27 protein-coding genes are annotated in these 21,402 nt (G+C 63.2%); 15 read left to right on the top strand and 12 right to left on the bottom strand.

The annotated features are described in order from the left end of the window. The first annotated feature begins 10 nt into the window (after positions 1–10). The gene (locus tag ACIQUG_RS09765; RefSeq protein ID WP_402320246.1) at positions 11–1,594 is read left to right on the top strand and encodes an FGGY-family carbohydrate kinase; all 1,584 of its coding nucleotides are present in this window, start codon (positions 11–13) and stop codon (positions 1,592–1,594) included. Positions 1,595–1,787: 193 nt separating this feature from the next. Here the strand turns inward: ACIQUG_RS09765 and ACIQUG_RS09760 are convergent, their stop codons facing one another. Both ACIQUG_RS09760 and ACIQUG_RS09755 read right to left on the bottom strand, forming a co-directional pair. After that, complete coding sequence (locus tag ACIQUG_RS09760) at positions 1,788–2,009, bottom strand: hypothetical protein (protein ID WP_402320243.1); 222 nt, start codon at positions 2,007–2,009, stop codon at positions 1,788–1,790. Between the two features lie 41 nt (positions 2,010–2,050). Beyond that, the gene (locus ACIQUG_RS09755; protein ID WP_043620716.1) at positions 2,051–2,845 is read right to left on the bottom strand and encodes a response regulator; all 795 of its coding nucleotides are present in this window, start codon (positions 2,843–2,845) and stop codon (positions 2,051–2,053) included. 154 nt (positions 2,846–2,999) lie between these two features. On the opposite strand from ACIQUG_RS09755, the gene ACIQUG_RS09750 reads away from it, so the two are divergent. The 3 genes from ACIQUG_RS09750 to ACIQUG_RS09740 all read left to right on the top strand — a co-directional run bounded on the left by ACIQUG_RS09750 (position 3,000) and on the right by ACIQUG_RS09740 (position 5,458). Beyond that, positions 3,000–3,194, top strand: coding sequence for a NepR family anti-sigma factor (locus ACIQUG_RS09750; RefSeq protein WP_034794063.1), 195 nt, complete (start codon positions 3,000–3,002; stop codon positions 3,192–3,194). Between the two features lie 8 nt (positions 3,195–3,202). After that, entirely contained in the window at positions 3,203–3,757 is a 555-nt protein-coding gene (locus tag ACIQUG_RS09745) for an RNA polymerase sigma factor (protein WP_043620713.1), read from the top strand. 198 nt (positions 3,758–3,955) lie between these two features. After that, positions 3,956–5,458, top strand: coding sequence for a sensor histidine kinase (locus ACIQUG_RS09740; protein ID WP_402320238.1), 1,503 nt, complete (start codon positions 3,956–3,958; stop codon positions 5,456–5,458). A gap of 112 nt (positions 5,459–5,570) precedes the next feature. Here ACIQUG_RS09740 and ACIQUG_RS09735 read toward each other — a convergent pair whose 3' ends face one another. The 7 genes from ACIQUG_RS09735 to hemP form a co-directional block, all read right to left on the bottom strand. Continuing rightward, positions 5,571–6,002: a hypothetical protein gene (locus ACIQUG_RS09735; protein WP_043620707.1), complete on the bottom strand. Its 432-nt coding sequence runs from the start codon at positions 6,000–6,002 to the stop codon at positions 5,571–5,573. Between the two features lie 76 nt (positions 6,003–6,078). Continuing rightward, positions 6,079–6,447 carry a DUF883 family protein gene (locus ACIQUG_RS09730; protein WP_034794036.1) on the bottom strand — a complete coding sequence of 123 codons (369 nt, stop codon included), beginning with the start codon at positions 6,445–6,447 and terminating at the stop codon, positions 6,079–6,081. Between the two features lie 176 nt (positions 6,448–6,623). Then, positions 6,624–7,415, bottom strand: a complete 792-nt coding sequence (locus tag ACIQUG_RS09725; protein WP_402320234.1) for a heme ABC transporter ATP-binding protein — start codon at positions 7,413–7,415, stop codon at positions 6,624–6,626. Between the two features lie 8 nt (positions 7,416–7,423). Further along, positions 7,424–8,542, bottom strand: a complete 1,119-nt coding sequence (locus ACIQUG_RS09720; protein WP_402320231.1) for a FecCD family ABC transporter permease — start codon at positions 8,540–8,542, stop codon at positions 7,424–7,426. Beyond that, entirely contained in the window at positions 8,529–9,479 is a 951-nt protein-coding gene (locus ACIQUG_RS09715; protein WP_402320661.1) for a hemin ABC transporter substrate-binding protein, read from the bottom strand. Before ACIQUG_RS09715 ends, ACIQUG_RS09720 begins: the two co-directional genes overlap by 14 nt. A gap of 25 nt (positions 9,480–9,504) precedes the next feature. Then, positions 9,505–10,566 (bottom strand): hemin-degrading factor, encoded by a 1,062-nt coding sequence (locus ACIQUG_RS09710; protein ID WP_402320228.1) that lies wholly within the window; start codon positions 10,564–10,566, stop codon positions 9,505–9,507. Positions 10,567–10,576: 10 nt separating this feature from the next. Beyond that, on the bottom strand, positions 10,577–10,714 hold the full coding sequence (gene hemP, locus ACIQUG_RS09705; RefSeq protein WP_034794249.1) for a hemin uptake protein HemP: 138 nt from the start codon (positions 10,712–10,714) through the stop codon (positions 10,577–10,579). Positions 10,715–10,965: 251 nt separating this feature from the next. Here hemP and ACIQUG_RS09700 point away from each other — a divergent pair, with 251 nt between their 5' ends. From ACIQUG_RS09700 to ACIQUG_RS09680, 5 genes are all read left to right on the top strand, one after another. Then, positions 10,966–11,403, top strand: a complete 438-nt coding sequence (locus tag ACIQUG_RS09700; RefSeq protein ID WP_034794025.1) for a hypothetical protein — start codon at positions 10,966–10,968, stop codon at positions 11,401–11,403. 78 nt (positions 11,404–11,481) lie between these two features. Continuing rightward, positions 11,482–12,387 (top strand): energy transducer TonB, encoded by a 906-nt coding sequence (locus ACIQUG_RS09695; RefSeq protein WP_402320224.1) that lies wholly within the window; start codon positions 11,482–11,484, stop codon positions 12,385–12,387. A 202-nt stretch (positions 12,388–12,589) separates the two neighbouring features. After that, complete coding sequence (locus ACIQUG_RS09690; protein WP_043620688.1) at positions 12,590–13,003, top strand: DUF2325 domain-containing protein; 414 nt, start codon at positions 12,590–12,592, stop codon at positions 13,001–13,003. Positions 13,004–13,031: 28 nt separating this feature from the next. After that, positions 13,032–13,301 (top strand): hypothetical protein, encoded by a 270-nt coding sequence (locus ACIQUG_RS09685; protein ID WP_402320221.1) that lies wholly within the window; start codon positions 13,032–13,034, stop codon positions 13,299–13,301. Between the two features lie 214 nt (positions 13,302–13,515). Continuing rightward, positions 13,516–13,830, top strand: a complete 315-nt coding sequence (locus ACIQUG_RS09680) for an antibiotic biosynthesis monooxygenase (RefSeq protein ID WP_192447035.1) — start codon at positions 13,516–13,518, stop codon at positions 13,828–13,830. 88 nt (positions 13,831–13,918) lie between these two features. Here ACIQUG_RS09680 and ACIQUG_RS09675 read toward each other — a convergent pair whose 3' ends face one another. Together ACIQUG_RS09675 and ACIQUG_RS09670 are read right to left on the bottom strand one after the other, a co-directional pair. Then, a complete protein-coding gene (locus ACIQUG_RS09675; RefSeq protein ID WP_402320217.1) occupies positions 13,919–14,287 on the bottom strand; it encodes a DUF423 domain-containing protein in 369 nt (122 codons plus the stop codon). A gap of 2 nt (positions 14,288–14,289) precedes the next feature. After that, a complete protein-coding gene (locus tag ACIQUG_RS09670) occupies positions 14,290–14,682 on the bottom strand; it encodes a globin (RefSeq protein WP_402320214.1) in 393 nt (130 codons plus the stop codon). 142 nt (positions 14,683–14,824) lie between these two features. On the opposite strand from ACIQUG_RS09670, the gene ACIQUG_RS09665 reads away from it, so the two are divergent. Beyond that, positions 14,825–15,385 carry a TetR family transcriptional regulator gene (locus ACIQUG_RS09665; RefSeq protein ID WP_402320211.1) on the top strand — a complete coding sequence of 187 codons (561 nt, stop codon included), beginning with the start codon at positions 14,825–14,827 and terminating at the stop codon, positions 15,383–15,385. A gap of 17 nt (positions 15,386–15,402) precedes the next feature. After that, a complete protein-coding gene (locus ACIQUG_RS09660; protein ID WP_402320208.1) occupies positions 15,403–15,744 on the top strand; it encodes an SMR family transporter in 342 nt (113 codons plus the stop codon). 19 nt (positions 15,745–15,763) lie between these two features. Here the strand turns inward: ACIQUG_RS09660 and ACIQUG_RS09655 are convergent, their stop codons facing one another. Next, on the bottom strand, positions 15,764–16,786 hold the full coding sequence (locus ACIQUG_RS09655) for a substrate-binding domain-containing protein (RefSeq protein WP_043611733.1): 1,023 nt from the start codon (positions 16,784–16,786) through the stop codon (positions 15,764–15,766). 362 nt (positions 16,787–17,148) lie between these two features. Between ACIQUG_RS09655 and ACIQUG_RS09650 the strand changes: the two genes are divergently transcribed. From ACIQUG_RS09650 to ACIQUG_RS09635, 4 genes are all read left to right on the top strand, one after another. Beyond that, positions 17,149–18,411 carry an ABC transporter substrate-binding protein gene (locus ACIQUG_RS09650; protein WP_402320205.1) on the top strand — a complete coding sequence of 421 codons (1,263 nt, stop codon included), beginning with the start codon at positions 17,149–17,151 and terminating at the stop codon, positions 18,409–18,411. 115 nt (positions 18,412–18,526) lie between these two features. Beyond that, positions 18,527–19,510: a carbohydrate ABC transporter permease gene (locus ACIQUG_RS09645; RefSeq protein WP_402320202.1), complete on the top strand. Its 984-nt coding sequence runs from the start codon at positions 18,527–18,529 to the stop codon at positions 19,508–19,510. Then, positions 19,510–20,340 carry a carbohydrate ABC transporter permease gene (locus ACIQUG_RS09640; protein ID WP_402320199.1) on the top strand — a complete coding sequence of 277 codons (831 nt, stop codon included), beginning with the start codon at positions 19,510–19,512 and terminating at the stop codon, positions 20,338–20,340. The genes ACIQUG_RS09645 and ACIQUG_RS09640 overlap by 1 nt, the downstream gene beginning before the upstream one ends. Before the next feature lie 12 nt (positions 20,341–20,352). Then, positions 20,353–21,381 carry an ABC transporter ATP-binding protein gene (locus ACIQUG_RS09635; RefSeq protein ID WP_402320196.1) on the top strand — a complete coding sequence of 343 codons (1,029 nt, stop codon included), beginning with the start codon at positions 20,353–20,355 and terminating at the stop codon, positions 21,379–21,381. The last annotated feature ends 21 nt before the right edge of the window (positions 21,382–21,402 follow it).

Here is a 21,402-nt window from a genome sequence, read left to right as displayed (position 1 = left end):
ACTTTCTTTGATGCGTGAATTCGTCGTTGCGGTCGATGTCGGTACCGGCAGTGCGCGCGCCGGTATTTTTGACGGCAAGGGCAAGCTGCTTGCGCGGGTGGACCTGCCGATCGCCATGAACCGGCCGGAAGAAAACCACGCCGAGCACGATTCCGAAGATATCTGGCGCGCCGTCTGCGGCGCCGTCAAAGCGGCGAAGGAAAAGGCCGGTATCGCTGCGGAGGACATTGCGGCGATCGGCTTCGACGCCACATGCTCGCTGGTCGTGCGCGACCGTGAGGGCAAGCCGCTTTCGGTCAATCGCAAGGGTGAGGCGCGCTGGGACACGATCGTCTGGCTCGACCATCGGGCGCTCGCCGAAGCCGATTTCTGCACGGCGACCGGTCATCCGGTACTCGACTTCTCCGGCCGCGTGATGTCGCCGGAAATGGAGATGCCGAAGCTCATGTGGCTGAAGCGCAACCTGCCGCAGCAATGGCAGAAGGCCGGCTTCTTCTTCGATCTTGCTGACTATCTTTCCTGGCGGGCGACCGGCAGTGCTGCGCGCTCGCGCTGCACGCTGACGGCCAAATGGAATTACCTGGCGCATGAGAAGCGCGGCTGGCAGCCGGACTATCTCGCAAAGATCGGGCTCGAGGATCTCATCGAACGCGGCGGGCTGCCGGAAGAAACCCTGCCGATCGGAAGCTCCGTCGGCCATCTGAGCGCTGCAGCCGCTGCCGAGCTTGGCCTCGACGAGGCCTGCCAGGTGGCGCCCGGCATGATCGATGCCTATGCCGGTGCGCTCGGTGTCGTCGGCGGCTTCATCGGCAAGCCGGAGAAGCTCGAAAAGCAGCTGGCGCTGATTGCCGGCACGTCGAGCTGCATCGTCGCCTTTTCCAAGGACATGAAGCCGGGCTTCGGCATGTGGGGCCCGTACTACGAAGCGGTGCTGCCCGGCGCCTGGCTGATCGAGGGCGGTCAGTCGGCGACCGGTGCTCTGCTCGACCATATCGTGCGCCTGCATGGCGGAGGCCTTGAACCGACCGCCGAAACCCATGGCCGGATCATCGCGCGGGTTCTGGAACTGCGCGCCGAACAGGGCGTCGCCTTTGCCGAGCGGCTGCATGTGCTTCCCGATTTTCACGGCAACCGCTCGCCGCTCGCCGACCCGCACGGGCTCGGCGTCATCAGCGGCCTGCCGCTCGATTCCTCCTTCGACGCGCTCTGCCGTCTCTACTGGCGCACTTGCGTCGCGATCGCGCTCGGCATTCGCCATATCCTGGAGATGATGCGGGAGGTCGGTTACCAGCTCGACACGCTGCACGTTACCGGTGGCCATGTCCGCAACGCGCTGCTCATGGAACTCTATTGCGACGTCACCGGCTGCCGGGTTGTGGCGCCGGAAGCCCCGGATGCCGTCCTGCTCGGGACGGCGATGGCGGCAGCGGTCGCCGGCGGCATGCATGCGGATCTCGCCGCGGCCGGCGCAGAGATGGCGTCGGGTGGGCACGAGCGCCTGCCGAACACGGCGGTTCGCGACGCCTATGATCGCGACTATCGCCGCTTCCTGGCGCTCTATCGCCACCGTGACGAACTCGACAAGATGGCGTGACGGCTGCAGCCGAAAAGCTTGTTGCAGGGCCGTGGAACCTTTTTCCATGTCGCGCATTTTGTTGTTGACCGGACGGTGGCGCGCATAGCCCCCAATGCGGCGCCGGAGGCAGACCGCCGGCCTACAACTCACACTCCCCGAGTGAGTTGCACATACCAGCCAGTGCCTTCCCTCGGCACTGGCTGTTGTGTTTTCAGGGGGCTGTTTCTTGCGAGAAATCTGACAGCAGGTGGTGGCGCGCGACGGGAACAAGCCGCCGGTCACCGCGCAGGTCCAGTGATGAAATTGCCGATGTCAGGTCAGAGATTTCTCGTCGGGACGTTCCGGCAATCTTGCCGAACCAACTCGCGAAACGACCTGCAGCGGCCACACGCCGGAAGACGCGGGACCGCTGCAGGATCTTGATTGGCTGCATGCCCCCTCGACCTTACAGTCGAGGGAAACATGCAGTCGCGCTCAGGCCGCCGCCTTGGTGGATTCGTTGAAGAACAGAGCCTGGCTGATCAGCGCCTTGACCATGTCCGGATTGAACGGCTTGGTGACCAGGAAGGTCGGTTCCGGCCGTTCGCCGGTCAAGAGCCGCTCCGGGAAGGCGGTGATGAAGATCACCGGAATGGCGCTCGTCTTCAGGATGTCGTTGACCGCGTCGATGCCGGAGCTGCCGTCGGCAAGCTGGATATCGGCAAGCACCATGCTGGGCCGTGTCTTCTTGTAGAGTGCGATTGCTTCGTCACGCGTGCGGGCGATGCCGGTGACGCGATGGCCGAGGCTTTCGACCATCTGTTCGATGTCGATGGCGATCAGCGGTTCATCCTCGATGATCATGATGTCGGTCGCAACCTGGCGCGAGATTTCCTGCGAGGCGCGATCGAGCAGGCCGCCGACCTTGTCGGTGCTGACGTCGAGAACTTCGGCCGCTTCCTCGGGCCGGAAGCCTTCGACCGAGACCAGAAGAAATGCCTGGCGGGCAAGAGGCGAGACGGTTGCCAGATTGATCGATGCGCGCTGCTCCCAGGCAAAGGGTGAGACCGGTTCCGGGACGAGCACGGACGAAGAGCCGAAGAGCGAGGTGAACAGGCGGAACAGGCCAACGCGGTCATTGCTTGCTTCGGGGAAAATCGACGTGTCGGCGATCAGCGCTTCGAGAACGGCGGCCACATAAGCGTCGCCTGATGTCTGCGAGCCGGTCAGCGCGCGTGAATAGCGGCGCAGGTACGGCAGGAGCGGTGCGATCCGCGTGGACAATGTCATAGAGGAACTCCCTCGAAAATCGTTTTACGGTGACGTTGCGAGAACGCTCTTCGTAAAAAAAGGTTCCGCGAGGGAACATTTCAATTTTCAGCGGCGTTATGGCGGCTAAGGACAGTTTTGGCGATTACGGACAGTTGAAGGCGACAGTTTGAAAATGAAACATAAAACAGGGGCAGGGCGGACCACCGGCACGACCTTATGGACAGAAGATCCAAATGCGCAAATTGCAGCGAAGCTGAAGGCGCTCTATCAGTCCGTGCAGGAAGAGGCGATACCCGCGCGTTTTCTCGATCTTCTGGAAAAACTCGACGCGGCCGAGCAGCAATCGGCGCTGCAGGGCAGGGAGTGAGTACCGGAATGTCATCCGAAAATAATGATTTCAAACGTGAGATGCTGGCCGCGTTGCCGAGCCTTCGTGCCTTCGCCATGTCGTTGATCGGCCGTCACGATCGCGCCGACGACCTGGTCCAGGATACCATCATGAAGGCCTGGGCGAAGCAGGATCACTTCGAGATGGGCACCAACATGAAGGCCTGGCTCTTCACCATCCTGCGCAACGAACTCTATAGCCAGATGCGCAAGCGCGGACGCGAGGTTCAGGACAGCGACGGGCATTTCACCGAGTCGCTCGCCCATCATCCCGAACAGTACGGTTCGCTGGACCTGCAGGATTTCCGCAAGGCGCTCGAGATGCTGCCGCCCGACCAGCGCGAAGCCATCATCCTCGTGGGCGCCTCCGGCTTTTCCTACGAGGAAGCGGCCACGATCTGCGGCTGCGCGCTCGGAACGATCAAGAGCCGCGTCAACCGCGCGCGCCAGCGCTTGCAGGATATTCTTCAGGTGAAGGGCGAAAACGACTACGGCCCCGACGAGACGTCGGCCCCGATCACGTCGCGCGCCTTCGTTTCCTGAGGAAAGTTTCCAACCGGGCACCGTTGCAAAAGCGACGGTGTCCTGCTTTCACTGACGCTTGCGCCCGAGAGGGACAGGCGGTTGTTGGAGGCAGAGCGCAATCATGACGATTTTGGGTCGATATGCCCAGAACCGAGCGAGATGCGGGTGCAGCTCTCAAGGGGCTCCCCAGCCGCTCAGATTGGGAATTGAGACCGAATGCGCATGAGGACTGAAAGGACAGACCCGCCCGTCACGAGGCTGCTCGACGCGCCCGAGCGTCTGAGCGTCCTGCACGCGACCGTGCCCGACATGGCGGTGCCGGACCGGGATTTCGATGGCATCGTTGAAATTGCGGCCGGCCTCTTCGACGCGCCGATTGCGCTGGTAACCTTGATCGATCGCGAATGGCAGTGGTTCAAGGCGGCGGTCGGAACCACGGAGAGCCGGGCGTCGTCGGAGGAGTCCTTTTGCGTGCAGGTGGCGGCCGAGGCCGATGCCAGGCTTGTGGTGCACGACGCATCGACTGATCCGCGGTTCATGCGGAGCTCGCGGGTGGTCGGCCCACCGTTCCTGCGGTTTTATGCCGGCGCGCCGATCATGCTCGAGGGGCAGGCGGTCGGCACGGTCTGCGTTCTCGACGACAAGCCGCGCGCCGACGTGCCTCAGGCGCTGATGGACCAGCTGGGCCGGCTCGCCGGGCTTGCCGCTTCCCTCTTCAAGATCAAAGACGAAGCGCGCCGGCGCGCGCTGAAAGAGGCGGCGCTGTCACGCGAGGAGCAGCGCCATGCGATGGCGCTCGAAGCGGCGAACATCGGCAGCTGGCTGTGGGATATCCGCTCCGGGGCGATTGCCGGCAACAGCGCGATGAAACGCATGTTCGGCCTGCCGGCCGACAGTTTCGTCGGCGCCCGCGAGATCTTCGGTGCGATCCATATCGACGACCGCGGCGCGACCTTTTCGAAGCTGCGCCAGGCGATGAAGGCCGATGACGAGTACGACGGCATGTTTCGTGTCGGCGACACCGGCCGCTGGCTGCTCGGGCGCGGCCGCGTGCATGATCGCGACAGCAAGGGCAATCCGTTGACGTTCATTGGCGTCACCATCGATGTCACCGACCAGCAGGCGTCGGTGCAGCGCACCCGGCTGTTGCTGAAGGAGCTCAACCATAGGGTCAAGAATACGCTCGCGATGCTGCAGTCGCTTGCCCGCCAGACATTGCGCCAGACGAGCGATCCGGCGGAATTCATGACAGCCTTTGCCGGCCGTTTGCAGGCGATCTCCGAAGCGCACGGGCTGCTTTCCGATCACGAATGGGGCACGATCCGGCTTGCCGACCTCATCGCCAAGCAGCTGCTGCCGCATGTCAATTGCTATGCCGAGCAGATCGAGATCCACAAGGACGAGATATCGCTCGGGCCTGACCAGGCGGTCGGCCTCGGTCTGGTTCTGCACGAGCTTGCCACCAATGCCGTCAAATACGGGTCGCTGTCGGTGCCGAAGGGGAAGGTGGTTCTGACGGCGCGCAACATGATCGAGGATGGCGACAGCGTTCTGCATCTCACCTGGACCGAAGTCGGCGGCCCGCCGGTGCGCGAGCCGAAGCGGCGCGGCTTCGGCTCGATCCTGATCGAGCGCAGCCTCGACAAGGTCTTGGGCAGCTCGGTCAAGGTGGAGTATCTGCCAGCCGGCGTTACCGCGCTTATCCGCCTGCCGCTTTAACGCGTTGATCGCAACCGGGATTGACGCAAGCGCGCAAGCTTCTCCGGCCAGACACCAACGGTCTTCGGAGCGGGGAAAGTTCGCAACGGGCTGGGAAGCCCGTGCTTGATCGTCAGTCGTCGCGTCGCCGCTCGCGCCGTTTGCCGGTTCCGACCAGTGCCCCGATCGCAAGTGCCGTAGCGACAGCCAGCAGCGGCTGTTTGCGCAGGATGCCCGCGGCGGCAAGCAGTGTCAGGTTGGTTTGCACTTGTCTGCGGCGGCGACGTTCTTCGGCCAGGCGGCGGTCGCGACCTTGCAGCATCGCCATGATGCCGAACAGCACCAGCGCGGTCACGAAAAACGCGATCGCGATCGCGACGGAGGCCGTGACTGGACTGTACACTTCGCTGAGATACAGGAATGTAGCCGCGAGGCCGAAGACATAGGCCGTGGCAAGCAGCAATCCCATGATGCCCCACAGGATCGCGTTGCGTTTCACGCGCGCAGTGGCCGCGCCGATATCGGCGCTCATCAGCGCGGTCAGGGCTGCCGTCAATGGTCCCATGAATTGCCCCCGGTCATCTGTCCCTCGATCTCAGCGGATGGGTTGCACCCATCCACCTTAACGGCTCGCATCGTCGTCAGCGACGAAGAAGCGCGGCGATCGCCAGACCGATCAGGGCGGCGGCGCCAAGGGTGGCAACGGGATGCTCGCGCACGGCGTGCCGAACCTGCTTTTCCGTGCCGGCGTAGCGATCGCGAAGCTCCGCCAGCAGATCTTCCCCGCTTGCCAACAATTCGCTGAGGCCCGCTTCGGCCTGCTCGCGGGCGTCCTGCGCCTTGCTGCGGGCTTGCTGGGAAGCAGTCGATCCGCGATCGGCCAAGAGGGCGACGAGGGTGGCCACATCATTGCGCAGTTCGCCCAGTTGTTCCTCGATGGAGATGTCGGCGAGCTTGCCGTTGCTTTTTGTCGAACGCGAGCTCGAACCGGAGAAGAGGCCTGACGCCATGACGAATACTCCCTTTCACACATGCGCCGGCCGCGAACGGTCGGCGCTTCCTGATCAAACCGGCGGGCACAACTGCAGGCCTGCGCCGGCGCTTCGGGAAGACAACGCGCAAGTGCGGAAATTGTTTCGATAAATCTTGGTGTTGGCTCTCGGAAGAATCCGGGCGTGGGCTTACGTCAGAGCGATGCGGTTTGCGGCAGCACGAAGGGCACGGGTGCTGGCGGCGCGACGCCCACCCGCATGCGGCAGCCGAAGACCGCTTCCATCGTCTCGTCCGTCAGAACCTCGGCAGGCGCGCCGCTGGCACGGACCTTGCCGGCCTTCATCATCACCATATGGTCGGCGAACATGGCGGTGAGATTGAGGTCGTGCATGACGGCGACCACACCGCCGCCGCGTTCGCAAAAGTTGCGCGCGAGCTGCATGATGCCGAGCTGGTGGCGGATGTCGAGGCTGGAGACGGGCTCGTCGAGCAGAAGGTAGCGCGGCTCGCCATCGGTAACGGGTTCGGAGATTTGGCAAAGCACGCGGGCAAGCTGCACGCGCTGCTGCTCGCCACCGGACAGTTCCTGGTAGAAGCGGCCGGCAAAACCACCGAGATCGACCGCTTCGAGCGCTTCCGCCGCGATCCGGTCGTGCAGGGCGGCGTCGGCGTTTGCGCCTGCGGCAAGTCCGAGCCGAACCACTTCGCGCACCGTGAACGGGAAGGAAATGACGGTCGATTGCGGCAGAACGCCACGCATCGACGCGAGCTCCCAAGGTTTTAGGCCGCGTAGGTCACGGCCGTTGATGCGGATCGTCCCGCCCGCTGGCGCAAGCTCTCCGGATATGGCCTTCAGCGTCGTGGTCTTGCCGCAGCCGTTCGGGCCGACGATCGCCGTCAGCGCGCCAGGTCGTGCGTCAAGCGAAACGCCGTGGAGGACCGGTCGCCCGCCGAGGCGGACGGAGAGATTGGAAACGTTGATCATGGCTTTGCTCACAATCCCATGTTCGAACGGCCGCGCAGCAGGATCCAGAGGAAGAACGGTGCGCCGATAAAAGCGGTGACGATGCCGATCGGCAGCTCCGCCGGGGTAACGATGGTTCGGGCGATCATGTCGGCAAGGATCAGAAGCGTCCCGCCGAGCAGAGCCGAGGCCGGCAGGAGGTAGCGGTGATCGGGGCCGATGACGAGGCGCAGCAGGTGCGGCACGACGATGCCGACGAAGCCAATGCCGCCGCTGACGGCAACCGACGCGCCGGTCGCCGCAGCAACACTGACGATCGCGACGTTCTTCAGCCGCTGGACAGGAATGCCCATGTGGAAGGCGGCTGCCTCGCCAAGCGTGATCGCGTTGAGGCCACGGGCAAGAAACGGCGTGACGGCGAGCGAAAGCAGGATGATCGGCGCCGATGCCAGGATCTTCGTCCAGTTGGCGCCGGCAAGCGACCCGAGGCCCCAGAAGGTGAGGTCGCGCAACTGCTTGTCGTCGGCCATGAAGACCAGCACGCCGGTGACGGCGCCAGTCAGCGCGCCAAGCGCGATGCCGGCCAGAAGCAGGGTGGCGATCGAGGTCTGTCCGCCGCGCGTGGCTATGCGGTAGAGCAGAAGCGTGGTGACGAGGCCACCGAAGAAGGCAGCCACCGGCAGCGCGTAGAAGCCGAACAGGGCAAACAGCGGCCCGAAGGTGGCGGTGCCAAGCACGATCAGCAGCACGGCGCCAAGGCTTGCGCCCGAGGAAACGCCGACGAGGCCGGGATCGGCCAGGGGATTGCGGAAAAGCCCCTGCATGACCACGCCGGAAACCGCAAGCGACGCGCCGACGAGCATGCCGAGCACGGCGCGCGGCAGCCGGATATCGAGAATGATGATGCGGTCGCGGATGCTCAAGGCCTGGTCGGCCTCGCCGATCAGCCAGCGCCAGACATTGGCGAGCGACGCGTCGGCCGCACCGGTCATGATCGAGCAGACGAAGGTGGCGATGGCGATGACCGCGAGGGCGACGACGAGAAGCCGGGCGAGCCGCGAGCGATTGCCCGCACGCCATTCGTCGCGGATATCGGCGGCCAATCCGGTCAGGCGCATGCCGCGGTCCAATGCCTCACTGCGAGGCATTGGCCTTCTTCCCGTAGATGGCGGCATTCAGTTCCCGAACGGCGCTTGCCGTGCGCGGGCCGAAGCCGAGGAGATGCAGCCCGTCCATGCGCACGAGCGCCTTGTTCTTGGCCGCAGGGGTCAGGCTCAACGCCGGCATGGCGAAGAGCTCTTCCGCCTTGGCGGAGTGTTCGCCGCCGCGATCCATCATCAGGATGACGTCGGGCTTGGCTTCGACGATCGCTTCGTCGGTCAGCGCCTTGTAGCCGGGGAAGGTGCCGACGGCGTTCACCGCGCCGGCAAGTTCGATGATGCCGTTGGCGGCGGTACCCTGACCGGAGGCCATGACCTTGCCGCCCTGGGTGCTCAGGATGAACAGCACGCGCTTGCGCTCGCTGTCTGCACGCGCGGAACCCTCGGCCACGGCCGCATCGAGATCGGCTTCGACGCTCTTGGCGAGCGTTTCGGCCTTGTCCTCGACGCCGAGGAAGGCGCCAACGGCGCGGATCTTGGCGGGAATGCCGGCCTTGTCGAAGGTCTCGGGCACGCTGGTGAAGGCAATGTTGGCCTCCTTCAGCACGGCCAGCGCCTCCGGCGGGCCGCTGCCTTCGACGGCGACGATGGCGCTCGGGTTGACGGCGATGATGCCTTCGGGCGCGAGCTGGCGCATATAGCCGACGTCCGGAAGCGTCTTTGCCGCTTCCGGATAGGTGCTGGTGGAATCACGCCCGACGAGACGGCCTTCTTCGCCGAGCGCATAGATGATCTCGGTGACAGCGCCGCCGACCGAAACGACACGCGAGACGTCGACCTTCTGCGCATCCTCGGCCATGGCCGCCCGGATGAAGGCGGGGGCATCGGGAGCCACCGCCGGCAGCAGGAATGTCGCCGAAAGGGCGAAGGCGCCGAGCGCCAGGCCCGAGCGGCGAAGGCGACGGAAGTCGAGACCGTTGATCATCATCTTGCGTATCCTATTCTCTCGCTCAGGCGGCGACCGTCGTATCGAGGCGCGGCAGGCCCTCGGCGATCGAGCGCCATTCCGGACGCTCGGCCAGGCCCTCTTTGCGCTTGCCGAAGAACTGGATGATCATCTCGCCCTTGGCGTCGAGCGCCTCGATCGAGGTGACATGGCCGTCGGCCGTCGGCTTGCGCACGGCCCAAAGCTCGGCGATGTGGTCGGTGCGCAGGTGCAGGTGGAAGGTCGGATCCATGATGTTGAGCCAGGGTCCCATGGTCGCGATCTTGGCGATCGGACCGGAATGGATCTGGATCATGCCGCGGTTACCGACAAAGCACATGATCGGCAGTTCGACTTCGGCGCTCGCCTGCATCATCGCTTCGACGCTCTGCGGATCGAGCTGCCAGGCGAAATCGTTGCCGATGTTGCTCAGCGCCTGGCGGCGACCGATCTTCAGCTTGCGCAGAATGCCGTGGAACTGGTGGGTGTCCGTCATCTTCGTCCAGCGGTCACGCAATTCGACGACGTCGACGACGGTTTCCGGCTTGTCGTCGCTCGGCTGAGCGCTGGTGTCGGCGGCAAACTCCTGCGCCTGGTCGTCGAGGCGGAAATCCGCGACGATCTTTTCATAGGCCGCGTCGTTCGATGCGGCGCGCAGGTGCACCTTGTGCACGGCGTTGCCCCACTTGTCGAAGAACTGCAGGCTCTTGCGGACTTCGCCCTTGTCGTCCGTCTTCGTCACGGCGAAGGCGTGTGCCCAGGCGCTCGGGAAAACGCGAAGGTCGATCTGCTCGCCAAGCACGATGCTCGCCATCTCGCCGGTAGTGATCTTCTCGTAGACGCCGATCTTTTCGTGAACGGCGCTCTCGTTGCGGGTCAGCGCCATGACTTCGCCGAGTTCCTCGACGCGCGACAGGAAGCGGTTGGCGTCGGCATCGATGCGCACGGCCGTCAGCCCACATTCGGCAGCAACCAGCGCGGCTTCGGAAACGCCGAGCTGGGCTGCGATGTCACGCTCGCGCATCTTCGGGTTTTCGGCGCGGTAGGCGCGGATTTCGGAAGGAGTGGGGCGAAGGCTCTCGGTCATTTTCATCTGCCTATTTGTTCAGGATCAGCTTGCCTTGGCGGGTGATCTTCATGCGGTAGATCGCGCCGTCGTGGGAAATGAGGATCTCGTTTTCGGTGCCGAAGAGCTCGCGACTTTCGATGATCCTTTGCGCCCGTCCGGTCAGCACCGGAAGCTCCGAGGGGCGTGCGAGATTGTTGTCGTTGGTCACTGTGTTTCGGCCGTTTCGAGTGGGCAGGCCGCGCTGATTTCTCCGCATTTCCCGCCGTGCAATTCGATTACTATCTTGACTTCATTACTCATATTTATTTATGGACGCAATACCGGACTTATAAACTCAAGTTAGTTGCTGCCGGCTTGTGGACAAGGGCGTGCGGCCGGCGTTCGGTGGTGTGCTCGATCCTTTGGAGTGGTGTCGTCATGAAGTTTCCCAGCCTTCCGATTGTTTCCGTTGCTCTTGCGGCTCTCGTTGCCGCAACCGCCGCCAAGGCGCAGGAGACCGCAGCGGCAGGCGGGCTGACGATCGAGCTCAACGAGGTGGCGCCGTCGCAAAAGGGTTGCAAGCTCACCTTCGTTGCCGGCAACGAATTTGCGCAGTCGTTGAGCAAGGTTTCCTTCGAGTTCGTGATCTTCGACCAGAAGGGGCTGGTCGAGCGCATGGCCGTGCTCGATTTCCGCGATCTTCCCGCCGGCAAGACCAAGGTTCGCCAGTTCGATCTGCCCGGCACCAACTGTGATGCGGTGAAGAGCCTGCTGATCAACGATGCGCCGGCTTGTGTCGGCGACGGCGTTCAGCCGGGTGCGTGCATGAGCGGTATCAAGACCGGCTCCAAGTCGGCGGTCGAACTCAAGGGGTGAGCGGGACGGGGGCTAAGCCCGTCCGGCAATCCGAGCATGAGGTTTGCGTCGCCCTGGTGCGACGAAGGTAAGGCTGAAATGAAGCGTATCGTCATCTGGACCGGGGCCGCCGTCTTATCGCTTGCAACACATGGCGTCGTGCTCGCGACGCTGTTTGGTGGCAACCCGCCCGAGACGCAACTGGATCTCATCCAGGGTGGCGAAAGCGTCGAAGTGGCGCTCCTTGGCGATGCTTTCGAGGAAACGCTGCAGTCGGGCGAAGTGTCCGATGTCGTCGAGCCCACGGAAGATCTGCCCGAGGAGGTTCAGCCCGCCGAGATCCAGCCGGTCGAGGATGTCGCCCCCACGCAGGAGATCGCCGCGGAGCAGCCCCACGATCTGACGGCGACCGAGGCGGACGTGATCCTGCCGGCCGAGGAAATGCCTACCCTGCAGGTTGCCGAGGCGGTGGTGACGGCGAGCGTCGCGCCGGTCGAGACCGTCGTGCCGGAAGAAAAGCCCGAGGAGCCGAAGAAGGAAAAGGTCGAAAAACCGGAGCCGAAGAAGGAGCCGGTGAAAAAGAAGAAGGTGACCCGCAAGAAAGCGGGCGACCAGGGTGAGCAGGCTCAGAACCAGGTCAAGGGCAAGCAGGACGGTCAGGAGAACGGCAGTTCGTCCGCAGCAAATGGCAACAGCCGCGCGTCCGAGGTCGGCAACGCCAACATGGAGAATTACGGCGGCAAGATCCGAAAGCGGATCTGGCGCCGGTTCAAGGTTCCGGCCGCCGCACGGCGCGACGGTGTATCCGGCACGGCGACCGTTCGCTTCACGCTGACGTCGAATGGAAACCTGACGGGCGTCAGCCTCGCGAGCAGTTCCGGCTCGTCGGCGATCGATGAGGCTGCCATCGATGCGGTCCGCCGTGCTGCGCCATTCCCGGCGTTTCCGGCCGGATCGCCAAGCTCCAAATCCTTCATCGTGCCGATGGTTGCAAGCGTCCGCTGATCTTCTCCCCTTGCGGCAGAATTCGCGCAGAAGCTGCAAGAAAAAATATGATTAGAAAACTCATGTTTATACTTTACTCTGTTTATCAAGTTTAATAGGTTGCCCTCGTCACGCAGCCGAAGGGTGTGTGTCGAGAGGATTTCCCGATGCGACCGGCTGCCTGACGAAGGCCCTTGTCGCGCGACCAGGCGGAGAAGATTGCATGCGCGGCAAGCGTCACCAGAATGCGGCGAAGAACGGCAAGGGTCGCTCCGGTTCGGAACCGGTCGAGCCCCGCCAGGAGGCCGGCAAGGCGACGCTCGAAGGGCGCAGCTTTCTTTATGTCGGCGGCCGTGATTGCCAGGTGGCGCACTTGCGCGAAATCGCCAGCTCCTTCGGCGCCGAACTGCTGCACCACGATGGCGGCCTGCGCGAGGCCGTATCGCGCATCGACCGCGTGCTGCCGTCCGTCGACTGCGTCTTCTGCCCGATCGACTGCATCAGCCACGACGCATGTCTTCGCGTGAAGACCGGCTGCAAGAAGTGGGGCAAGGCCTTCGTGCCGCTGCGCAACGGCTCGAAGTCGAGCCTGGAGCGCGCGCTTCAGGACCTGACCACCAGCCGCAACGAGCGATAATCCTCCCAAGACCAGACGAGAATTTGCAATGAACGAAGAACGTCCCGACCTTGCGATGATGATCGGCCTGCACAAGCTGGCTGCCCAACAGGGCGACGGCCTTGTGCCTGAACTCTACGAGATCCTGACGCGACGGGCGCGCATGGTGGAAGAGAATGCCAACGTCGCGGAGTTCCCCACCTGGCAGGCCCGCCCGCCGGTGCGCGACCCGCTCGGGCTTGCGGAGCCGAAGGAAGGAACTATCCTCGCCTTTCCGCGTGCCGCTAACGACGCCCCCCGCAAGAAGGAAAGTGCCTAAAGCAATTCCAGGAAAAGTGCGAAGCGGTTTTCCGTCCGGGATTGCGTAAGCAAGGAAGCAATTCCAGGAAAAGTGCGAAGCGGTTTTCCGTCCGGGATTGCGTAAGCAAGGAAGCAATTCCAGGAAAAGTGCGAGGCGGTTTTCCGTCCGGGGTGCGTCCGTTTAAAGATTGAGATCCTTTCACGGTTCCGGTGAAAGGACCGAGGAGACCACGATGTTTGTTGCCATGAACCGTTTCCGTATCGCCATCGGCCATGAAGAGGCTTTTGAGGCCGTGTGGAAGGGGCGGGATTCCAGCCTTTCGGAAATGCCCGGTTTCGTTTCCTTCCACCTCTTGCGCGGCGACAGCGTGCCGGAGGAGGGCTACACGCTCTTCGTCTCGAACTCGGTCTGGAAGGACAGGGATTCGTTTTCCGCCTGGACGAAGTCGGACAACTTCCGCGCGGCGCACAAGAATGCCGGTGAGAACAAGGCGATGTATCTCGGTCCGCCGAAGTTCGAGGGTTTTTCGGCCGTCGAAGGCGCCTGATCCGCGCGCCAGCGCGGAGATATGATCCTGATTTCGCGTGTCATTCGCCTCCCGGATGGATCTCGCCGGGAGGCAAATTGTTTTTGTGTCAGGCCGTCTTCTTCGGCAGGAAGGCGCCGAGCGAAACGGCGAGCCAGCCTGCCATGATCGTCGTGCCGCCAAGCGGAGCGGACATCGGGAAGAGGCCGTGGCCCGCAACATGGCGCATGGCGAGATCGGCCGAAAACAGCGCCGTGCCGGCCGCGATCAAAAGTGCGGCAACGGCTGCGGTTCGAAAGTGTGGCCAGGCTGCGTAAAGCGCCACCAATGCCGGGGCGTGGGCGAGGCACATCGCCGAAATGCCGGCAAGCAGCCGCGGGTCTTCGCCATGCGAAGCGGCGGCCGCGCTGACAACGCCGGTCAGGCCCATCAAGCCGGCAACAAATAGCGTCGTTGCGCGAAATCCGCTGTGCGACATGGTCATTCCTTGTTTTGCATGTGAAGGGCGAGGCGGGTGATCGGGTCGAGGATGATCTGCCTGAGTTTTGGATGCTCGATGGTTTCCTCAAGCGCCCGGGTGAAGCAGAGCAGCCACTCGTCCCGCTCTTGCGGACCGATCTCGGCGACGAAATGGCGGCGGCGCAGCATCGGATGGCCACGCTTTTCGACGTAGATCGGCGGTCCGCCGAGCCAGCCGGTCAGGTACTCGTAGAACTTCTCTTCGCTGCCCGAGAGGTCGGGCGGGTGCACGGCGCGGCAGCGCGCGGCTTCCGGCAGCGTGTCCATCAACTCGTAGAAGCGATGCGTCAGCGCGCGAACCGTCGGGTCGCCGCCGATGGCTTCATAGAGGGTCGTGGTTTCCGGTTCCGCCATGGTCTGCGTCCTTCGTTCTGTCGGTCCTAGCGCGCGGCGACGGGGCGAACAACGATTTTTCAGGCCGCGGATTTGCGGCGTTTCATCGCGGTCGAACATCGCTTCTCTTGACAAACCGTCCAGACGGTATCTTTATGCGGGTATGACCGAAGCTCATCGCCGCAAGAAACAGCCGGAACAGGTGCGCCAGCAATTGCTGGAGGTTGCCGCACGCCTTTCGCACGAGCAGGGGGTGGCCGGCATCACGCTCGATGCCGTGTCGCAGGCGGCCGGGGTCAGCAAGGGCGGGCTGCTGCACCATTTCCCGAACAAGCTCGCGCTTCTCGACGGGCTGTTCGACGACCTGGTGACGCGGTTCGATCGTGAGATCGAGGCGGCGATGGCACGCGACCCGGCAGAGAAGGGGCGCTTCACGCGCGCCTACATCGACGTCTGCTTCGCGCTCGATCCCGCGACCGAGGTGCCGGGTTGGCGGATGCTGACGATCGCGCTGATTGCCGAGCCGCATCTGAAGAGCCGCTGGCGCGACTGGGTCAGCCGGCGATCGGCGGAGTTTGCGGAGACGGACGGCTCGACCGGCTGCGTTCTTGCGCGCTTTGCCTGCGACGGCGTGTGGCTCGCGGATCTGATGCAGAGCCACGATCTCGATGCCGAGGCACGGATCGGTCTTGTTGAAAATCTCAAGGCGCTTTCGGCGCAGTAACCCGGATGGAGTCTCCCATGAACCCCGCTATGCTCTATACCGTCCTGGTTGCAGCAATCGTATTCGAGGTGCTCGGCACCTCGGCGATGCAGGCAGCCCAGCACTTTACGCGGCTGGGGCCGACGGTGATAATGGTGGTCTGCTACGCGATCGCCTTCTTCTTCCTGTCCTACACGTTGCGCTTCATTCCGGTCGGTATCGCCTATGCGGTCTGGAGCGGTCTTGGCATCGTCCTGATTTCGCTCGTCGGCTATTTCGCCTTCGGGCAGAAGCTCGATCTGGCGGCCATCCTTGGTCTCGGCCTGATCATTGCCGGCGTGCTTGTCCTCAACCTCTTTTCCAAGTCGACCTTCCACTGACGTGGCCAGCCGCCGGAGGTCATTTGTCCGGCGGAGGGGGTGCAGTCGATTCCCTGAGGATCAGTTCGACCGGCCAGAGCTCGTGAACCTCTTCGGTCGGCCGGCCTGAGAGAAGCTGCAGCACGAGGTCGGCCGAGCGGGCGCCGGCCGCGCGCATCGAAGAGCGCGTCGCCGAAAGCGACGGCACCATGTTGTCCGCCGTGAGGTAAGGGAAGACGTCGTCATGGGCGATGACCGAGACCTCGCGGCCGATCTCCAGGCCCATGGATCGTGCCGCGCGGTAGATGCCGAGTGCCGTCATCATCGAGCCGGCGACGAAGGCAGTCGGGCGGGGCGTCTGTTCCAGAAACGAGCGCGCGAAGCGGAAGCCGAGCTCGTCGGTGAAGTTACCATGGGCGACAAGGCGCGGATCGAAGGGGATGCCGCGCGCCTGCAGCGCGTCTCGATATCCCTTGTCGCGATGAAGCGAGAAGGTGCGGCCCTGCCGGCCGTTGATCATGGCGATGCGGCGATGGCCGAGATCGATGAGGTGCGAGGTCGCGCGGCGGATCGCGCCTTCGTTGTCGATGTCGAGCCAGGCGTGCGGCACGTCGATATCGGAGCGGCCGTGCACCAGGAACGGCATGCCGAGCTTGTGGAGGAGGGCGATGCGCTCGTCGTTCGGTTCGGGCGAGTGCACGATCACGGCATCGACGCGGCCGCTGACGGCAAGGCGGCTATAGAGCTGGATTTCGCCCGTGGGGTTCTTGTCGTCCATCGGGCTGACGAGAATGTCGATATCCTCGGTGCCGAGCCGTTCGGCAAGGCCGCCCATGAATTCGGAGAAATGGAACTCGCCGGAGCGGCCCATGACGACGCCTATCGCGCCAGCGCGGCCGGTGGCGAGCCGCACCGCGTTGATGTTCGGACGATAGCCGAGGCGGGTTGCCTCTTCGGCCACGCGCTTGCGCGTCTTTTCGCTGACTTCGGGGTAACCGCTCAGCGCTCGGCTGACCGTTGTCGGCGAAAGGCCCAGTTGTTGTGCGAACTCCCTCAGCTTCATTCTATATGCGTTTCCTCAGCCTGGCCCGGTCCCAGAAGTATACACCTTCGCTGCCCGTAACAATCGGTTTGTCGGCGACGTCGGGTGCCGTCAAAGAATGCCAATTTTACCAAAGCGTTTTCAATTAATGCGAATCCCCTTTGATTTTACGGGGTGCTGCGATAGACAGAAGAATTTTGTCTTCTTCCGCTATTTATATGAAAAATAACGCGTATCTATGGTTTGTCCACGCTTGAATGACTTTTCTAAGTGTGTGGATTGACAGTTTTTCCATCTTCTGCCAACTTTTTCTCATCCAAACCGCTTTCGAATTTGCCGAGGAGCTTTCGGGCGGTGGAGGGGGAACAGGAGGAGTCGACCCAATGACAACCACGCTCAATGTGCTGAGTTTTTGTGCCGCAATCGTTGTAGCCGGGACGGCTGGCGCCGCCGAGCTTTCGCTCGCCGCCAACACGACCGGCAAGAACGTCCATTTCATTCGCGAACAGCTCGATATTTTCGAAAAGCAGACCGGACATAAGGTGAGCCTGGTCACCATGCCGCCGTCGAGCAGCGAGCAGTTCAGCCAGTACCGGCTGTGGCTTGCCGCCGGAAACAAGGATGTCGACGTCTACCAGACCGACGTCGTCTGGGCGCCGCAGCTGGCCGACCAGTTCGTCGATCTGACGGAAGCCGCAAAGGACGTCGTCGGACAGCATTTCCCGTCGATCATCGCCTCGCAGACGGTGAACGGTCGCCTCGTGGCCTTGCCGGTTTTCACCGACGCGCCGGCGCTCTTCTATCGCAAGGACCTGCTCGAAAAATACGGCAAGACGCCGCCGAAAACCTGGGACGAACTGGCGGCGACCGCCAAGGAAATCCAGGAGAAGGAGCGGGCCGCTGGCCAGGCCGATCTCTGGGGCTATGTCTTCCAGGGCAATGCCTATGAAGGCCTGACTTGCAACGCACTCGAATGGGTCAAATCGTCGGGCGGTGGCCAGATCGTCGAGCCGGATGGCACGATCTCGATTAACAACGAGAAGGCGGCTGCCGCGATCGACCGCATCAAGGGATGGGTGGGCACGATCTCGCCGCAGGGCGTGCTTGCCTACCAGGAGGAGGAATCGCGCGGCGTCTGGCAGACCGGCAACTCCGTCTTCATGCGCAACTGGCCCTATGCCTATGCGCTCGGCAATGGCGACGACAGCGCGGTGAAGGGCAAGTTCGCCGTCGCACCGCTGCCGACAGCCACCGATGGCGACCAGCCGTCGTCGACACTTGGCGGCTGGAACGTCGCCGTCTCCAAATATTCCGACGACCAGGAAGCGGCGATTGCGCTCGCCAAGTTCCTCTCGTCGGCCGAGGTGCAGAAGCGCCGGGCGATCGAGCTTTCCAACCTGCCGACGGTTGCAGCACTCTACGACGACGCGGATGTCGCCAAGGCCCAGCCGTTCATGCCGGCCTGGAAGCCGATCTTCGAAAGCGCGGTGCCGCGCCCGTCCGCCGTCACCAAGGTCAAATACAACGAGGTTTCCGCCAAGTTCTGGAACGCGGTCCACAACTCGCTCTCCGGCAACGGGACGGCTGCGGAAAACCTCGAACTGCTCGAAATCGAACTCACCGAGATGAAGGGCGATAGCTGGTGATCCTCCCGGGGGCGAGGGGAGTGCTTGTAGGCCTCCCTTCGCTCCACCGAGCCACCGCCATTCCTCTCCGACCAATCGCTCGGCCGCGCGCCGAATGGCAAAGGTGAGTACAGACATGACCGACCTTTCCGTCGCAGACCCGCCTTCCGCTCTCGGGCAGCAGGCGAGCATCCGCTCCGACCTCAATGCCGAGCGCATCCGCTCCGCCTGGATCTTTCTCGCACCGACGCTTCTGGTGCTGGCCCTCGTTGCCGGCTGGCCGCTGATCCGCACCGTCTATTTCAGCTTCACCAATGCGTCGCTGACCAATCTCGAAGGCGCCGAGTTCGTCGGCTTCAAGAATTACCTTTCCTGGATCACGCTGAAGAGCGGGCGCACAGTCTATAACGGCCTGCTTGCCGATCCCGCCTGGTGGAACGCCGTCTGGAACACGCTGAAGTTTTCAGCGCTCTCGGTCACCATCGAGACGGTGCTCGGTCTTGCCGTTGCGCTGGTGCTGAACGCAAACTTCCCGGGCCGTGGACTGGTGCGCGCGGCGATCCTGATCCCCTGGGCGATCCCGACGATCGTCTCCGCCAAGATGTGGGCCTGGATGCTCAACGACCAGTTCGGCATCCTCAACGATCTTCTGCTCGGCCTCGGCCTGATTAGCCAGAAGATTGCCTGGACCGCCAATCCCGAGACCGCGATGGTCGCCGTCTTGATCGTCGACGTCTGGAAGACGACGCCGTTCATGGCGCTGCTCATTCTCGCCGGACTGCAGATGGTGCCTTCCGATATCTACGAAGCGGCGAAAATCGACGGCGTGCATCCGCTCAAGGTCTTCTGGCGGCTGACGCTGCCCTTGATCCGCCCGGCGCTGATGGTGGCGGTGATCTTCCGGATGCTCGATGCGCTGCGCATCTTCGATCTCATCTATGTGCTGACGCCCAACAACGCCCAGACCAAGACGATGTCGGTACTCGCCCGCGAAAACCTGTTCGACTTCGACAAGTTCGCCTATGGCGCGGCTGCCTCGACGATGCTGTTCCTGATCATCGCGGCGATCACCGTCGCCTACATGTGGTTCGGCCGCGTCAATCTGGAGGGAGAACGCTGATGGTTGCCACCCTCGCCAAGCGCACGGCGTTCTACGCCCTCGTCGCCGCCATCATAATCGTCGCCGTCTTCCCGTTCTACTATGCGGTGCTGACGAGCTTCAAATCCGGAACGGCGCTGTTCCGGGTCGACTACTGGCCGACCGAGATCTCCTTCGACAACTATGCGGGCATCGTCACCAGCAGCGGCTTCCTGCGTAACCTTGCCAACTCGCTGATGGTCGCAACGATCGTAGTCTGCGTCTCGCTGCTGCTTGCGGTCACCGCCGCTTACGCCTTGGCGCGGGTGCGGTTTCGTGGGCGCGCGCTGCTGCTTCTGACGATCCTGTCGGTGTCGATGTTCCCGCAGATCGCGGTGCTTGCGGGCCTCTTCGAACTGATCCGAGCGGTCGGGATCTTCAACACGCCGTTGGCCCTGATCTTTTCCTACATGATCTTCACGCTGCCCTTCACGGTCTGGGTGCTCACCACCTTCATGCGTGACCTGCCGGTGGAGATCGAGGAAGCGGCCATCGTCGATGGCGCTACGCCGTGGGTGATCATCACCCGCGTGTTCATGCCGCTGATGTGGCCGGCGCTGGTGACGACGGGGCTGCTCGCCTTCATCGCCGCCTGGAACGAGTTCCTGTTCGCGCTGACCTTCACGTCGTCCGACAGCCAGCGCACCGTGCCGGTCGCGATCGCGCTGCTCTCGGGCAACAGCCAGTACGAAATTCCGTGGGGCAACATCATGGCCGCATCGATCATCGTCACCGTGCCTCTGGTCGTCCTCGTGCTGATATTTCAGCGGCGGATCATCTCCGGGCTCACGGCCGGCGGCGTCAAAGGATAAGGGGAGGAACCCATGGCAGAACTTCAATTGCGCAACATCCGCAAGTCCTTCGGCGCCTTCGAGGTGATCAAGGGCGTCAGCATGGATATCCGGGCCGGCGAATTCATGGTCTTTGTCGGGCCGTCCGGCTGCGGCAAGTCCACGCTGCTGCGGCTGATCGCCGGGCTCGAAGACATCTCATCCGGCACGCTGTCCTTCGACGGGCAGGTGGTCAACCAGCTGACGCCTTCGAAGCGCGGCATTGCGATGGTGTTCCAGTCCTATGCGCTCTATCCGCATATGACCGTGTTCGAGAACATGTCCTTCGGCATGCAGCTTGCCGGCAAGGACAAGGACCAGTGCAAGAAGCGCGTCGAGGCGGCCGCCGAAATGCTGCAGCTGACGCCCTATCTGCAGCGGCTGCCGCGGCAGCTCTCCGGCGGTCAGCGCCAGCGCGTGGCGATCGGCCGGGCGATCGTGCGCGATCCCAAGGTCTTTCTCTTCGATGAGCCGCTCTCCAATCTCGATGCGGCGCTGCGCGTTGCCACCCGCATCGAGATCGCCAAGCTGCATCGCAGCATGCACAAGACGACGATGATCTATGTCACCCACGACCAGGTCGAGGCGATGACATTGGCGGATCGCATTTGCGTGCTACGGGATGGCCGGGTCGAACAGATCGGCACGCCGCTCGAACTCTACGAGAGCCCGAACTCCGTCTTCGTCGCCGGCTTCATCGGTTCGCCGAAGATGAACTTTCTGTCCGGCGCGCTCGCAGCACCCTACGATGCCCACACGATCGGCATCCGGGCCGAGCATCTGGAGATCAAGGCGGCTGATGGCCGGTGGACAGGAACGGTGGTGCATTCCGAAATGCTGGGCTCCGACAGCTACATCTATCTCGATATCGGCGCTGGCGAACCGGTCATCGTCCGGGAGGGCGGCACCTCGCACCACCGGCCTGGCGAGACAATTCACATCTCGCCGCTCGGCGGCAACATCCACCGCTTCGATGCGTCGGGGCAGGCTCTCGGCCGCGCGCCCATGAAAGGGGCTGCCTGACCAGGACCCGATCAAGCTCAA

This window comes from Ensifer sp. NPDC090286 (assembly GCF_044769565.1).
Lineage (GTDB): Bacteria > Pseudomonadota > Alphaproteobacteria > Rhizobiales > Rhizobiaceae > Ensifer.
The sequence above is the reverse complement of the archived record's forward strand: the minus strand, read 5'-3'. Positions and strand labels throughout refer to the sequence as shown.